The following is a 15,702-nucleotide window of genomic DNA, read 5'->3' on the forward strand; positions in this document are numbered from 1 at the left end:
CGAAGGAGAGAACTTGAGCGCAGGTTTGTTGCGCAATTCGTTCAAGGGAGCAGCTTCGGCTGCTCCTTTTTTTCCGACATTGCTCGATCAGATGCCCAATGCCATCGTGGTATTTGAGGCTGAGACCCAACAATTGGTGTACGTGAACCCAGCTGCCGAGTCAGCTTTGGACCTTTCGCGTAAATCGCTCGAGGGTCAATCTGTGCACAATTTATTTGGCGATAACGAAGCATTAAGGGTCATGATTGGCGAAGTGAAGCAAGGACATGTTTTGGCGCAGCGCCAAGAAATGATCTTGCATTCCTTGCCTGGCAGTATTCATCATGAGTCAATACCGGCACACGTAGTTGTGGCGGTCCTCGAGGATCCTACCCTGATCATGATGGAGTGGTTTCCGATTGATCAGCAGTTGCGTAGTGAGCGCGATGAACGCGTGACGCAGCAAGTTGAGGCAAACAAACAGTTAATGCGTAACTTGGCGCATGAAATTAAAAACCCATTGGGTGGTATTCGTGGAGCGGCTCAGCTGCTGGAGTTTGAATTACCAGATAAAAGTTTGCGAGAGTACACCCAAGTCATCATTAAAGAATCTGATCGTTTGCAGACCTTAGTTGATCGACTCTTAGCGCCTCATCGTAAGGCGCATGTGATGGAGTCCTTCAATGTGCACGAAGCGTTAGAGCGCGTTCGCAGCTTGGTTTTGGCTGAGTTTCCAAAGGGACTCAAAATTATTCGTAATTACGATACGAGTCTGCCAGATGTATTGGGAGATCGTGAGCAGTTGATTCAGGCAACTCTTAATATTGTTCATAACGCAGCACAAGCACTTTCTGAAGAGATTCAAAATGGTGTTGCGCAAATTGAACTTAAGACCCGTGTGGCACGTTCTGTCACGATCGCTAAGCATCGCTACAAGTTGGCCATGGATTTACATGTCATTGATAACGGCCCGGGCATTCCAGAAGAAATTATTGAACGCATCTTCTTCCCCTTAGTTTCAGGTAGGGAAGGTGGTAGCGGCCTTGGTCTTACCTTGGCGCAAACCTTTGTTCAGCAGCACCAGGGCTTTATTGCTTGTAATAGCCGTCCTGGGCGTACCGATTTTCATATTCAAATTCCATACCGTAGGCAGGAGAAAGCATCATGAAACCAATTTGGATCGTCGACGATGATCAATCCATTCGTTGGGTCTTAGAAAAAGCGTTATCGCGTGAGAATATTCCGCATAAGAGCTTCTCTAATCCAAATGATGTTCTAAATGCTTTGGAAAAAGAATCTCCGCAAGTATTGATTTCGGATATCCGGATGCCCCGCGGTAATGGGTTAGATCTCTTGCAGCATGTAAAGGCTAGTCATCCGAATTTACCTGTCATCATCATGACGGCTTACTCGGATTTGGATTCAGCCGTCTCTTCATTTCAAGGTGGTGCATTTGAATATCTCACTAAACCATTTGATGTCGAAAAGGCAGTAGAACTGATCCATCGTGCTGTAGAGCAGGGCATACGCAATGACTCAGGCGCTAAGGAATTAACTGCATGGCGCCAAGATGCCACTGAGATCATCGGTCAAGCACCAGCCATGCAAGAGATTTTCCGTGCGATTGGCCGCTTGGCTCAATCTAATGCGACAGTCCTTATTACCGGCGAGTCTGGTACCGGTAAAGAGTTGGTAGCTCATGCATTGCATAAGCATAGCCCTTGCGCCAAGGGGCCATTTATCTCTCTGAGTACATCAGCAGTTCCAAAAGATTTATTGGAGTCTGAGTTATTTGGCCATGAGCGCGGCGCTTTCCCGGGTGCGCAAACACTGCGTCGCGGTCGCTTTGAGCAGGCTGATGGCGGCACTCTGTTTTTAGGTGAAGTAGGCGATCTTCCATTTGACTTGCAGACCCGTTTACTACGAGTTTTGTCTGATGGGCATTTTTATCGTATTGGTGGCCAAGATCCGATTAAGGCTAATGTACGCATCATTGCTTCTACCCATCAGAACCTAGATGCTCGTGTAGCCGCCGGGCTGTTCCGTGAAGATTTATTACATCGCCTAAATGTCATTCGTCTGCGCATGCCTTCATTGCGTGAGCGTAGCGAGGATATCCCGATGTTGGCTCGTCATTTCATGCTCACTTGTGCAAAGTCATTAGGTGTTGAACCTAAAAAGCTTTCTGATGAAGTTTTAAAAGAAATCAGCGCCATGCCATTTCCAGGAAATGTTCGCCAGCTTGAGAATTTGTGCCACTGGTTAACGGTGATGACACCTGCGAATGTGATCGGCGTAAGTGACCTACCTGCGGATATCGTTGCAGAAGCTAGCGAGCAACCCGTCATTCTTCATGGCGAATCTTCACCAAGTAATCCTGCTGCTAAAGTTGCCTCAGGCGACTGGGAGAGTGGCTTAGGACGTCTTGCTGTCAAGATGCTGCAAGATGGCGATAAGGAAGTCTTTGATGCCCTAACTGCGCGTTTTGAAAAAGCAGTATTGCAGGCGGCACTAGAGGTAACGCGCGGTAGAAGGGTAGAGGCCGCTCAACGTCTAGGTATTGGACGCAATACGATTACCCGTAAGTTGCAAGAGCTGGGAATCGATGACTGATTCAGTTCGCATAGCCGCATGGAATGTTAACTCATTAAAGGTTCGCCTTCCACACGTCCTGCGTTGGTTGCAGGATCAGGAAAAAAAGCAGCAGCCTATTGATGCATTGTGTTTGCAGGAGCTCAAGCTCACGGATGATAAGTACCCTCATAAAGAGCTTGAGGATGCCGGCTACTTAAGCCTAGCAGCAGGCCAAAAGACCTATAACGGTGTTGCCATCATTGTGCGCAAGGCGGCGCTAGCACCGATTGCCTCTGACACAGCAACCAGCTTTCTAAAACCCATCAGAAACATTCCAAACTACACGGATGAGCAGCAGAGAATCTTAGCTGCCACGATTCCCTTTGCGGGAACCCAGCCAATGAGGTTAGTCTCTGCATATTTTCCAAATGGGCAATCACCTGATAGTGATAAATTCATTTACAAGCTGAGTTGGCTTAAAGCATTGCAAACTTGGTTAGGTGAAGAGCTCCAGCAGAACTCACGTTTAGCTTTGCTAGGCGACTTCAATATTGCACCTACCGATGCTGATGTGCACGATCCTTCAAAATGGATCGGCCAGAACTTAGTTTCTCCGGAGGAGCGTCAAGCCTTTCAAGAATTGATTCAATTGGGCTTAACTGACTCTTTCAGAATGTTTGAGCAGCCACCAAAAACCTTCAGTTGGTGGGACTATCGCATGATGGGCTTCAGAAGAAATGCCGGTATGCGGATCGATCACATCCTTCTTAGTGAAGCGCTTAAAGATAAATGCACCGCGAGCGTGGTCGATAAAGAACCCAGAACCTGGGAGCAGCCTTCTGACCATGCCCCTGTAATCGCAACGATTAAAAAAGTATAGCCAGCCTTAATTTCTGCTTGGCTTGGTGTTTAATAGAGGTTTTAGAACCTCATTTCATCATATCCATGAAAAAAATCACTCGTCTTTCAGTTTTAGCGCTCGGTACCGCCTTCGGAGTTTTATCTACTGCTGTATTTGCTGATCCTCCAGTGCAGCCTTTTTATACGGCAGTGATGAAGATGGCCCCTGAAGGTAAATTGGGGCAAGTGATTAAACAGGAAAAAATTGAAACATCCGTCAAAGGCGCTCAAGCCTGGAGGATTGCTTATATTTCATCCGATATCTCTGGTCGCAAAACCATTTCAACTGGTTTAGTGGTTGCGCCAATGGGTCAGGCTCCTGCAGGCGGTCGTCCAGTGATGACGTGGGCACATGGCACAACAGGTGCAGCGCAAAATTGTGGTCCATCCCAAGTTATTGATCCTGCATCTCCTTTGAATGAGTATTTCTTGGTTGGCGGAAATTCTTGGACAGATTATGGAATTCCAGCGGTAGAAGAATTTATTAAAGAGGGTTATGTATTGGTTGCAACCGACTACCAAGGTTTGGGTGGTGGCGGTAGACATCAATATAGTGTTGCAGCGACCAATGGCATGGATACGCTTAATGCTGCTCGTGCTGCTGGCTCTATGAAGGAGACGGGCGCCAATAAGAAGACCATTGTTTATGGTTGGTCACAAGGCGGCGGGGCAGTCATTGCATTGGCTGGAATGCCTGACTACATTAAGCAAGCTGGCACTGCATTTGATGGCGTGGATATCGTTGGATTTGTGGCTCTAGCGCCGCAAGATATTTCCATATTGGCTCCAGCAGGCAAGCTCGATCAAGCAACAGCAGATAAATATTTGCAAGGTTCCCAAAAGATGTTTTTGGATAACGTCTTTAACTTTACTCATGCAACGATGTACTACTGGGGAACTCAAGCCGCCTTTTCTAATCTGAAATTATCAGACCTCTTTACTGATGAGGGCGTGAAAGTGGCTAACGATATTTATAGTAATAAATGTATGCACGCAGCTAGTGATACCTTTAACTTTAACTACGGCGCAAACTACGCTAGCTTATTAAAGTCAACGCCTACTAATACTCTTGCTTGGGCACAGGCAATGCTGAAGGGTGGTGTACCTGTAGTAAAGCCTATTGCGCCAGTACAAATTTACTTTGGCTCAAAAGATACCGCCGTTCCTCCAATGATGCATAAGCTCTACCAAGATCAAGTTTGCAAACTTGGAGGTAATGTTGGAAGAATGCAATTGCCTGGTGAACAATCTCACTTTACGACTCCTGGATCATCTAAGCCGTTCTATTTGGCTTGGGTTAAGGATCGCGTAGCAGGCAAGCCACTAGAAAATGCTTGCCCCAAAAACTAATTCAGAAACTAAGGCAGCAATTAAATCAGACATGAAATCTTGAAATTCATAGCTCAAGAAACTAAAAAACCACCCGAGGGTGGTTTTTCTATTTGCGTAATCTAGCAACAATTATGCCAAGCCACCATGCCTGAGAAGGGCATCAATGCTCGGCTCTCTGCCTCTAAAGGCCTTGAATGATTCGGCTGCCGGACGGCTACCACCCACTTCTAAGATCTCTTCGCGATAACGAGTACCCGTTTTTTCATCTAGGACGCTACCAGTAAGCTTGGCTGCTTCTTCAAAGGCGGAGTAGACATCTGCAGATAGAACTTCTGCCCATTTATAGCTGTAATAGCCTGCTGCATAGCCACCTGCGAAGATATGGCTGAAGGTATTAATCCAGCGAGAGATAGCGGGCTGTGGGATGACATTAAATTGATCAGCAATCGTTCTCGATAAGTCGAGTACCGCTTGATCTTTCGCATCTTTGGTATCCAAACTGGAGTGTAGGCGCCAGTCGGTTAATGACATCACAATTTGGCGCAGGGTCATATAGCCATTTTGGAAATTCTTGGCTGCCATGATTTTTTCAAAGAGCTCACGCGGCAACGGTTTGCCAGTTTCAGCATGTGCAGTCATCTTTTCTAGGACTTCCCATTCCCAGCAGAAGTTTTCCATAAACTGACTTGGCAGCTCAACTGCGTCCCATTCAACTCCATTGATTCCAGAAACACCCAAAGCGCTCACTTGGGTTAGGAGGTGGTGCAGCCCGTGCCCACTCTCATGGAAGAGGGTGATCACATCATCATGGGTAATCGTTGGCTGACGCAAGACGCCATCAACCTTCACTGGAGGTGCAAAGTTACAGACTAAATACGCTACAGGTACTTGGATCTCTCCATTGGGCAATACTCTACGTCCGCGCGCATCATCCATCCAGGCGCCACCACGCTTGCCAGGACGAGCATAGGGATCGAGATAGAAATAGGCCACGATATTTCCCGCGCCATTCTTTACTGAGAAGGATTGCACGTCAGCATGCCATGTAGGCAGGTTAGCTGCTTCAATCTTCACACCAAATAAAGTTTGGATAACCTGGAAGAGTCCATCTAATACTTTGGGTAATGGGAAATACTGCTTCAATTCATTTTCTGAGAATGAGTAACGTTCTTGCTTCAATCGCTCAGAAGCAAATGCAATATCCCAAGGCTCCAAGCCATCTGTAATTGAAAGTTCAGTTTTGGCAAACTTGGAAAGTTCCTGCCAATCTTTGAGTGCAAATGGTTTTGCCTTCTGGGCGAAATTGGTTAAGAAAGTATCGACCTCCTCAACACTATTGGCCATCTTCGGCGCCAAGCTCAGTGCAGCATAGTTCTTGAATCCCAGCATCCGAGCTTCTTCATCGCGCAGCCTGAGTTGCTCAAGCATATTTTTCGTATTATCCCAATCCAGCTTGCCTTTGCCGTACTGTGGCGCCAGCTCTGAGGCGCGCGTTACATAGGCCTCGTACATCAAGCAACGCAACGCACGATTTTCAGAGTACTGCATGACTGGGTAATAAGAAGGGAAGTGCAGTGTGAATGCCCAGCCCTGCAGGTTCTTTTGCTGGGCAGTATCTGCAGCTGCAGCAACAGCATCCTCAGGCAGCCCCACTAGTTCTGCTTTATCCGTTACAAGGTGCACAAAGCCATCGGTTGCATCTAAGACATGATCGGAAAAGGCTTTGCCTAAGGTCGCTTGCTCATCTTGAATTTGGGCAAAACGCGGCTTGTCTGCGTCACTCAGCTCTGCGCCGCCAAGGCGAAAATCTCTTAATGAGTTTTCAATGACTTTTTTCTGGGCAGAACTCAATTTTGCAAAGTCAGGAGACTTACTGAGCTCTTTAAATTTCTTGTAGAGATCTAAGTTCTGTCCAAGACTTGAAAAGAAAGCAGTCACCTTAGGTAGCATTGCTCCATATGCAGCGCGTAACTCTGGGGTATCCGCAACGCTATTCAAATGAGAGATCACACCCCAAGATCTACCTAAAGACTCGGTAGCATCTTCAAGAGGCTCAGCAAGGGCATCCCAGTTTGGGGCGGTACTGGGATTGACTGCGACGTCGACTGCGTCCTGTGCATGCTTCAAAAGGTATTCAATTGCTGGAGCAATGTGCTCAGGCTTTACTTCAGAGTAGGCGGCAATGCCACGTCCAAAAGTAACCAGAGGATTGTTTTGTAATTCAGCGGGGAGGGTATTAGCGAGGGATGTAGTCATCCCTCTAGCTTAATGGACTGGGAGTAATTTTGCCAAAACTCCCAGCCAAATCCTTAGTGCTTTGATGCCTTTTCAGCGGCTTCTAAGGTATTCATGAGCAACATGGTGATAGTCATCGGGCCAACGCCGCCAGGAACGGGAGTGATCCAGCCGGCGACATACTTAGTGGTATCAAAATCCACGTCACCACAAAGCTTGCCATCTGGCAGGCGATTAATACCGACGTCAATTACTACCGCACCATTTTTGACCATATCACCAGAGATCATTTTTGGTTTGCCGGTAGCAACCACCAAGATATCGGCATCCTTTGTATGATGTGCCAGATCACGTGTCTTGCTATTGCAGATGGTGACGGTTGCGCCAGCCTGTAGCAGCAACATCGCCATTGGTTTGCCCACAATATTGGATGCACCAACAATCACAGCGCGGGCACCGCGAATGGGATATTCAATGCTCTCCAGAATTTTCATGCAACCATAAGGTGTGCAGGGTTTGAACTCTGGTTGACCAACCATCAATGCGCCAGCATTCGCAACGTGAAAGCCGTCTACATCTTTCTCTGGAGCAATTGCTTCGAGTACGCGTTCTGAGGCAATGTGCTCTGGCAACGGAAGTTGCACCAAGATCCCATGAATTGCGGGGTCGGCATTCAGGGTTGCAATACGAGCGAGCAATTCTTCTTCGCCAAGCTCAACAGAGTAGCGCTCTAAAACAGAATGAAAGCCAACATCTTCGCAGGCTTTGACTTTATTGCGGACGTATACAGCGCTGGCAGGGTTGTCGCCAACGACGATCACAGCTAAGCCAGGTCTAGTGCCTTTGGCAGTAACGATTGCGCCACGGGCAGCAATCTCTGTACGTAACTTTTTAGATAGGGCATTACCGTCTAATAATTGCGCTGGCATCTTAAGACTCTAGTAATTAATTGGGTTGGGGATCAGATAAAGCCAAGCGGAGTAGGTCTGCCACGGTATTGACGTTGAGCTTTTCCATAATATTGGCACGGTGCGCTTCAACTGTTTTAATAGAAATGCCGAGATCATCGGCGATTTGTTTATTTAAGCGGCCAGCAACAATGCGCTCTAGCACTTGACGTTCGCGACCAGTGAGTTTGCTGAGCAAGCTCTGGGTAATTTTGCGTTGGCTTGCTTGTGAGTAATCAACGCGCGCTTTGGCAAGCATACGATCTACCAAACCACATAGATCATTTTCTTTAAAAGGCTTTTCAATGAAATCTACTGCACCACGCTTCATTGTGGAAACTGCCATAGAAACATCACCATGACCGGTAATGAAGGCAACTGGCATTGGCAAATTTTCAGCGGTTAAGCGTTCTTGTAATTCAAGACCAGACATGCCAGGCATACGCACATCCAAAATGGCACAAGAGATAGTGGACTTATCGGTGCTTTGCAAAGACTGTAAGAAACGCTCAGCGCTTGCGTGACAACGCACAACATAACCGTTGCTTTCTAAAAGCCAAGTGAGGGAGTCTCTAACTGCTTCATCATCATCTACTACGTAGACAACTTCAGCTTGGTTTGGTTTTGCAGTGGCACTTAAGTTCATATCAGTTCTCGCGAGGTAAACCTATAAATTCAATGTTAAGTATTGGCCTTGGATTCAGGGGATTCCAAGGGTAGAAGTATTGTAAAGGTGCAGCCGACCAGCTTGGTCTGTTCGGAGTCCTGGGCATTGGTGGCCCATAGCCTGCCATGATGGGATTCAATAATAGAGCGGCAGATATTGAGCCCCATGCCCATACCATCGGATTTAGTGCTAAAAAATGGCTCAAACATGTGTTCCAGCACATTTTCAGGGATTCCGCCCCCAGCATCGGTGACCTGGATTCTGAGCATGGCCGGGAATATGCTGGTATCCAAATCAGCAGTAATTTTCACAGCAGGAGCTGACCAGCGTGAGGAGAGGGGGTAGGCCTCACGAACGCTATCAAGCGCATTCTTTAGTAGATTGACGACCACCTGCAAGATTAAAACGGGATCCAAATTGACCACTGGGAGGTTTTCAGCAATTTCAGAGGTAATACTCAAGCGGTGACGATGCGCTTCAATCTCCACTAAACCAACTGCATCATTAATGATTTCAGAAACACACGCTGCTTTGCGCTGAGGTTCGCTACGTTTTACAAATCCTCGAATGCGTTGAATGATGGTTCCGGCACGGTGAGCTTGTTCGGAGGCTTTGGCCAGTGCTGGCAAGATCTCCTTGGTAATAGCAGGATCAACATTGCCATCCAAACGTTTTGCGACGCCCATGCAGTAATTTGAAATCGCGGAGAGGGGTTGATTTAACTCGTGAGCCAGTGAGGAAGCCATTTCACCCATTGTGGTGAGGCGGCTGGTGAACTGCATACGCTCTTGTTGCTGGAGTGCCAAATCATCTGCCTCTTTACGAGCGGTAATATCAGTAGCAACCAATAGCTGTGCAAGATGACCGTCTACCCAAGGGATAAAGCGTCGCCTTACTTCAAACCACTTATTGCTACCGTCAGTTAACTGCACTTCTTCTGATTCTGATTCCTGATAGAGGAATGAGGTTGGTATGCCGTCGCGGATGTAGTCCTGTAAATCTTGCGCAATATTATGCAAAGTCGCAATCTTGTTTTCCTGGTGCGCTAACTGAAAGTGTCCCTTGGAATCATTGCCAAAATTCTCCCGGTAGAAGCGGTTTGCAAATAGTAGTTCATCAGTTTCAAGGGAGACAACAGACACTGCCGCATCTAGACTTTCTAGAACGGTGGTAAATCGTTCTTGAGACGCAGCCAATTCTTCGCGAATCTTTTTTGGCTCCGAAATATCGATTAATGAGGTTACCCAGCCAGTCTGCTTACCTTTTTCATTAATCAAGGGCGCAATAAATGTACGGGTTTGGATCATAGTTCCGTCACGCTTCAGAATGGCGCCCTCGATACCAATCTTCATGCTGCCGCTGATCTCAGATTTCAGGGCGCGATTCATTTTTTCTACCAGCTCATCTTTTCGGCTATCTGGCCAAAATGGAAAGGGTGGGGTTAGGCCCATTAATTCTTCAGAGGTCCAGCCTGTCATTTCGCAAAAGGCTCGATTGACGTACGTGATTCTTCTCTCCATGTCGTGAGCGCGAATACCTACAGGAGTGGAGTTTTCCATCGCATTACGAAAGCTGGTTTCTGTGCGTAGACTAGCTTCGGCTTCCTGGCGAACTTGCATTTGCTTGAGGACGGACCACAGGCTCCAAATCACGAAGATACTTAATCCCAATACAACACCAATGAGCATCCTGAAGGTGAGATTAGTGGGTGGAGGGTAGGTGTCAATCCGCAAGGTAATGTTGGGACTCAAGACGCCGATGTCTAAGCTAGTTTGATTGCTAAAAGCACGTTTAGGAGTGCCTTTGTCCGAAGAAATGGCGAGCACCTTTTCATTGTCAGTCATCAGGGTGAAGCGGTAATAGGATTTGAGCTCTCCAGGTATGACGTCCAGGATTCCCTGGGTCGTATAGAGTGCCGCCAAATACCCCACAGCTTCTCCGCCGACGATATTTGGAACTACTTGCCAAAACACAATTTTTCTCTCGGCGTTAATGGGTTCATCACCTGGCAGATTGAGAGATATAAACTGACTGAACGCTGCTCGACTAGTTACTCGACTGAGTTCAATGGTGGACGTAAGATTGGCATTCACCACCTGATCATTTTTTGTTTTAGTAATCCAATCTGGTTTACTGGTTTCAGATGGAGCAACCCATTGCCTTTGTTGTTGATTGTTCAGCCAGACGATCTTGATGATTTCATGATTGTTGACAACCAGATCATCCGCTTGCTCCCTGGCGATTAGTTTTAACTTGGCTTGATCTTCGCTAGCAGCCACTTCACGGTTAATAGTGGTGAATGCATCAAGATTATTGGCAAAGCGAGATTGAATTCGTTGCTTTGCAAAAGATAACTCTCTAAATAGAGCAGCTTCCTGCTGTGTCTTTTCTTGTAAGTGGAGCGTGCCCAGAATAATGCCCATGACTGCTGTGAAAAGAACAATCGCGAGCAGGGGGGTGTAAACAAGCCTAAATCCGCGTATTTTGCGGAGCCATTTCAATGGCCTTAGAAATAGATTGGTGGAGGCTGATACTTTCATGAATACAGAGCATTTTGCCCTATTGCGATACCAAAAACGGGATTTCTCAGCCAAGAACGCCTTCTTATTTGCGGTGCAATAAAATACCACATTATGAGAAATACTATCATTATGTGGAAAATTGCTTGTTTACACCCATATACCTTCCTAGAATATTGCCTATAGAGTTAATGACAAATAAAGCACTATTTAACGGAGACAAAAGATGGCAGCTGTTCCAGACCAAGTATTAGGCACGCAGAATCCTCAGGACGCTGATCCGGGCGAGACTCAAGAATGGTTGCAGGCGCTTGATGGCGTGATTCGCAATGAAGGGCCAGAAAGAGCTGCCTATCTCATTGATCAACAAATTTCTCATGCACGTGTAAACGGGGTAGTTCAGCCATTTCATGCTGAGACTCCTTACATCAATACGATTCCTGTTGAAAACCAAGCGCGCTTACCTGGTGATCAGAACGTAGAGCACCGTATTCGTTCATATACTCGCTGGAATGCCATGGCGATGGTATTGCGCGCTAATAAAGACACCAACGTTGGTGGTCACATTTCCTCTTTCCAGTCAGCCGCAACTCTGTACGACGTTGGCTTTAATCATTTCTGGCATGCACCTTCTCCAGAGCATGGTGGCGACTTGATCTTTGTGCAAGGTCACTCAGCTCCAGGTGTTTATGCACGTGCTTATATGTTGGGTCGTCTCGAAGAAGGACAACTTAATAACTTCCGTCAAGAAGTGGGTGGCAAAGGAATTTCTAGCTATCCACATCCTTGGTTGATGCCAGACTTCTGGCAGTTCCCTACAGTATCAATGGGCTTGGGCCCGATCATGGCGATTTACCAAGCGCGCTTTATGAAGTATTTAACTGATCGCGGCTTTATCCAGGAGCAGAGTCGTAAAGTTTGGGCTTTCTTGGGTGATGGCGAAACTGACGAGCCAGAATCTTTGGGCGCGATTGGTATGGCCGGTCGTGAAAAACTCGACAACCTCATATTTGTTATCAACTGTAACTTGCAACGCTTGGATGGCCCAGTGCGTGGTAACGGAAAAATTATTCAAGAGCTTGAGAGTGAGTTCCGTGGTTCAGGCTGGAATGTCATCAAGGTAGTGTGGGGCGGCCAATGGGACGCCTTATTTGCCCGTGATAAAAAAGGCATCTTGATGCAGCGTTTGGGCGAGATCGTTGATGGTCAGTACCAGACAATGAAGTCCAAGAATGGTGCCTACGTTCGCGAGATCGTGTTCAATACCCCAGAATTAAAAGCCTTAGTAAGCGACTGGAGTGATGATGAGATCTGGCAGCTGAATCGTGGTGGCCATGACCCACATAAAGTATTTGCGGCGTTCCATGCTGCAGTAAATCACAAAGAGCAGCCAACGGTGATCTTGGCTCATACTATCAAGGGTTACGGTATGGGTGGCTCTGGTGAGGCGATGAATATTGCTCACCAAGCGAAGAAGATGAATGCGGATGACGTACGTCGTTTCCGTGATCGCTTTGAGATCCCTGTCAAAGATGAGCAGTTAGACGAAATGCCTTTAGTGAAGTTTGCTGAAGGCAGTCCAGAGTTGGAATACATGAAAGCGCGTCGCCAAGAACTGGGTGGTTACTTGCCGCAGCGCCGCACGAAAGCAGAGAGCTTGCCTGTTCCAGCATTAGATGTGTTTGCACCTTTACTGGAAGCTACTGCTGAAGGTCGTGAGATCTCCACAACAATGGCATTTGTGCGTATGCTGAACACTGTGGTGCGCGATAAGGTTCTCGGTAAGCGTGTCGTTCCGATTGTTCCAGATGAGTCCCGTACTTTTGGTATGGAAGGCATGTTCCGTCAATTGGGTATTTGGAATCAATTGGGTCAGCTTTATACGCCAGAAGACCATGATCAATTGATGTTCTATAAAGAGGACAAGACTGGTCAGATTCTGCAAGAGGGCATTAATGAAGCGGGCGGTATGTGCGATTGGATCGCAGCTGCTACTTCATACTCTACGCACGGTGTACCGATGTTGCCTTTCTATATCTTCTATTCCATGTTTGGTTTCCAACGCATTGGTGACTTGGCTTGGGCTGCAGGTGATATGCGTAGCCGTGGTTTCTTATTGGGCGGCACTGCTGGTAGAACCACTTTGAACGGTGAAGGCTTGCAACACGAAGACGGCCATAGCCATTTATGGAGCGGTGCAGTTCCAAACTGCATTAGCTACGACCCTACATTTGCATTTGAATTGGCGGTAGTGATTCAGGATGGTATGCGTCGCATGTTAGAAGTTCAGGAAGATGTCTATTACTACATCACTTTAATGAATGAAAACTACGCTCATCCAGCAATGCCTAAGGGTGCAGAAAAAGACATCATTAAAGGTATGTACAAGCTGAAGTCAGTTGGTGACGATAAGGCAAAGCTGCGTGTACAACTCTTGGGTTCTGGCACGATCTTCCGTGAAGTTATTGAGGCAGCCGAGATTTTGCATAAAGACTGGGGTATTGCTTCAGACTTGTGGGGTTGTCCAAGCTTTACTGAGTTGGGCCGTGATTGGACTGCAGCACATCGTAGCAATCTCTTAAACCCAGCTGCTGCGCCAACCTTATCTCATGTTGAGAAGTGTCTCAAAGACACGACTGGTCCAGTCATTGCTGCTACTGACTATGTTCGTTTGTTTGCAGAACAGATTCGTCCAGCAATTCAGCACATGGGTCGTCGCTATGAAGTGCTTGGCACTGATGGCTTTGGTCGTTCCGATACTCGTGAAAAACTCCGTGATTTCTTTGAGGTAGATCGTCGTTGGGTAGTTCTGACTGCTTTGAGATCTTTGGTTGACTCTGGTCAGCTCGATCGCTCTAAGTTGGCAGAAGCGATTAAGAAATACGACATCGACACTACTAAACCAAACCCAATGACGGTTTGATAAGAGACAAATACTATGAGTCAAATAATTGAAATCAAAGTCCCGGATATCGGCGACTACAAAGATGTGCCAGTGATTGAGGTTTTGGTGAAGGTAGGCGATAAGGTTGAGAAAGAGCAATCCATCGTTGTACTTGAATCTGATAAAGCTACGATGGACGTTCCGTCATCACACTCTGGTGTTGTGAAAGAAGTCAAAGTAAAGATTGGCGACAATCTTTCTGAAGGCTCTGTTGTGATTACTTTAGAAGAGGGTGCTGCAGCAGCGGCACCAGTAGCTAGCGCCCCCGCATCTGCGCCGTCAGCCCCAGCGGCGACATCTGTAAATGCTGGTGGATCTCCTATTGAAATCAAAGTCCCGGATATCGGCGACTACAAAGATGTGCCAGTGATTGAGGTTTTGGTGAAGGTAGGCGATAAGGTTGAGAAAGAGCAATCTATCGTTGTACTTGAATCTGATAAAGCTACGATGGACGTTCCGTCATCACACTCTGGTGTTGTGAAAGAGGTCAAAGTAAAGATTGGCGACAATCTTTCTGAAGGATCGGTGGTTGTGATCTTAGAGGGTGGGTCTTCAGGTTCTGTTGCTACTCCAGTAGCTGCCAGCGCAGCTCCTGCAGCACCTGCGGTGAAAGCTGTTGAGCCTCCGATTCCAAGAGCACCAGCACCACCTCCGCTGAGCAATACTCCTCCGCCAGTAGAGACACCGGTCAGTCATGCGAGCCCATCTGTCCGCAAGTTTGCACGCGAGCTTGGCGTCACGATTGATCAGGTTAAAGGATCGGGCCCAAAAGGTCGCATTACTCAAGAAGATGTACAGGCATTTGTTAAGGCGGCAATGAGTGGCGGGGCAGGTAATTCTGCTGCAGCTTCCAGTGGCGGTAGCTTAGGCGGCCTAAATCTCATTCCTTGGCCGAAAGTGGATTTCACGAAGTTTGGTGAGATCGAGCGTCAACCATTAAATCGCATCAAGAAGCTCACTGCAGCGAACTTAGGTCGTAACTGGGTAATGATTCCAGCGGTGACGTATCACGAGGATGCTGATATCACTGACTTAGAAGCATTCCGCGTTCTTACTAACAAAGAGAATGAGAAAAAAGGCGTCAAGATCACGATGCTTGCTTTCTTGATGAAGGCTGCAGTAGCTGCATTGAAAAAATATCCAGAATTTAATAGCTCACTGGATGGTGATGACCTGATTCTGAAGAAATACTTCAATATTGGTTTTGCTGCAGATACGCCTACTGGTTTAGTTGTGCCAGTAATTAAAGATGCGGATAAGAAAGGTATCTTTGAGCTAGCTAAAGAAACTTCAGACCTCGCAGCACTTGCGCGCGATGGCAAATTAAAGCCGGATCAAATGCAGGGTGCTAGCTTTACGATTTCATCACTAGGCGGCATTGGTGGTACGTATTTCTCGCCAATCGTCAACGCACCTGAAGTAGCTATTTTGGGTGTTAGCAAGGCTGCGATGAAACCGGTATGGGATGGTAAGCAGTTTGTGCCACGCCTCATTTGCCCATTGTCTTTATCAGCAGATCATCGCGTGATAGATGGCGCCTTAGCTACTCGCTTCAATGTCTATATTGCTCAGCTCTTAGCCGACTTCCGTCGCGCTAGTCTGTAA

The 15,702-nt window shown here is 47.1% G+C and carries 10 protein-coding genes; 6 read left to right on the forward strand and 4 right to left on the reverse strand.

Annotation, left to right across the window (positions count from 1 at the left end; all coding sequences use genetic code 11):
• Positions 1-25: 25 nt before the first annotated feature.
• The 4 genes from glnL to ICN23_RS07985 all read left to right on the forward strand — a co-directional run bounded on the left by glnL (position 26) and on the right by ICN23_RS07985 (position 4,803).
• On the forward strand, positions 26-1,147 hold the full coding sequence (gene glnL, locus ICN23_RS07970; RefSeq protein WP_370624780.1) for a nitrogen regulation protein NR(II): 1,122 nt from the start codon (positions 26-28) through the stop codon (positions 1,145-1,147).
• On the forward strand, positions 1,144-2,592 hold the full coding sequence (gene ntrC, locus ICN23_RS07975; RefSeq protein WP_216231634.1) for a nitrogen regulation protein NR(I): 1,449 nt from the start codon (positions 1,144-1,146) through the stop codon (positions 2,590-2,592). The genes glnL and ntrC overlap by 4 nt, the downstream gene beginning before the upstream one ends.
• On the forward strand, positions 2,585-3,433 hold the full coding sequence (gene xth / locus ICN23_RS07980; protein ID WP_216231635.1) for an exodeoxyribonuclease III: 849 nt from the start codon (positions 2,585-2,587) through the stop codon (positions 3,431-3,433). The genes ntrC and xth overlap by 8 nt, the downstream gene beginning before the upstream one ends.
• 65 nt (positions 3,434-3,498) lie before the next feature.
• A complete protein-coding gene (locus ICN23_RS07985) occupies positions 3,499-4,803 on the forward strand; it encodes a lipase family protein (protein ID WP_216231636.1) in 1,305 nt (434 codons plus the stop codon).
• Positions 4,804-4,914: 111 nt separating this feature from the next.
• Here the strand turns inward: ICN23_RS07985 and ICN23_RS07990 are convergent, their stop codons facing one another.
• Genes ICN23_RS07990 through ICN23_RS08005 form a run of 4 tightly spaced genes read right to left on the reverse strand, consistent with a single transcriptional unit; the run spans position 4,915 to position 11,174 of the window.
• Complete coding sequence (locus tag ICN23_RS07990) at positions 4,915-7,041, reverse strand: M3 family metallopeptidase (RefSeq protein WP_216231637.1); 2,127 nt, start codon at positions 7,039-7,041, stop codon at positions 4,915-4,917.
• Positions 7,042-7,094: 53 nt separating this feature from the next.
• Entirely contained in the window at positions 7,095-7,949 is an 855-nt protein-coding gene (folD, locus tag ICN23_RS07995) for a bifunctional methylenetetrahydrofolate dehydrogenase/methenyltetrahydrofolate cyclohydrolase FolD (protein WP_216231638.1), read from the reverse strand.
• A 16-nt stretch (positions 7,950-7,965) separates the two neighbouring features.
• Positions 7,966-8,613, reverse strand: coding sequence for a response regulator transcription factor (locus ICN23_RS08000; RefSeq protein ID WP_216231639.1), 648 nt, complete (start codon positions 8,611-8,613; stop codon positions 7,966-7,968).
• A gap of 35 nt (positions 8,614-8,648) precedes the next feature.
• The gene (locus ICN23_RS08005) at positions 8,649-11,174 is read right to left on the reverse strand and encodes a PAS domain S-box protein (protein ID WP_216231640.1); all 2,526 of its coding nucleotides are present in this window, start codon (positions 11,172-11,174) and stop codon (positions 8,649-8,651) included.
• Positions 11,175-11,379: 205 nt separating this feature from the next.
• Here ICN23_RS08005 and aceE point away from each other — a divergent pair, with 205 nt between their 5' ends.
• Both aceE and aceF read left to right on the forward strand, forming a co-directional pair.
• Entirely contained in the window at positions 11,380-14,076 is a 2,697-nt protein-coding gene (gene aceE / locus ICN23_RS08010) for a pyruvate dehydrogenase (acetyl-transferring), homodimeric type (RefSeq protein ID WP_216231641.1), read from the forward strand.
• 15 nt (positions 14,077-14,091) lie between these two features.
• Complete coding sequence (gene aceF / locus ICN23_RS08015) at positions 14,092-15,702, forward strand: dihydrolipoyllysine-residue acetyltransferase (RefSeq protein WP_216231642.1); 1,611 nt, start codon at positions 14,092-14,094, stop codon at positions 15,700-15,702.

The organism is Polynucleobacter sp. MWH-Jannik1A5 (genome assembly GCF_018881795.1).
GTDB lineage: Bacteria > Pseudomonadota > Gammaproteobacteria > Burkholderiales > Burkholderiaceae > Polynucleobacter.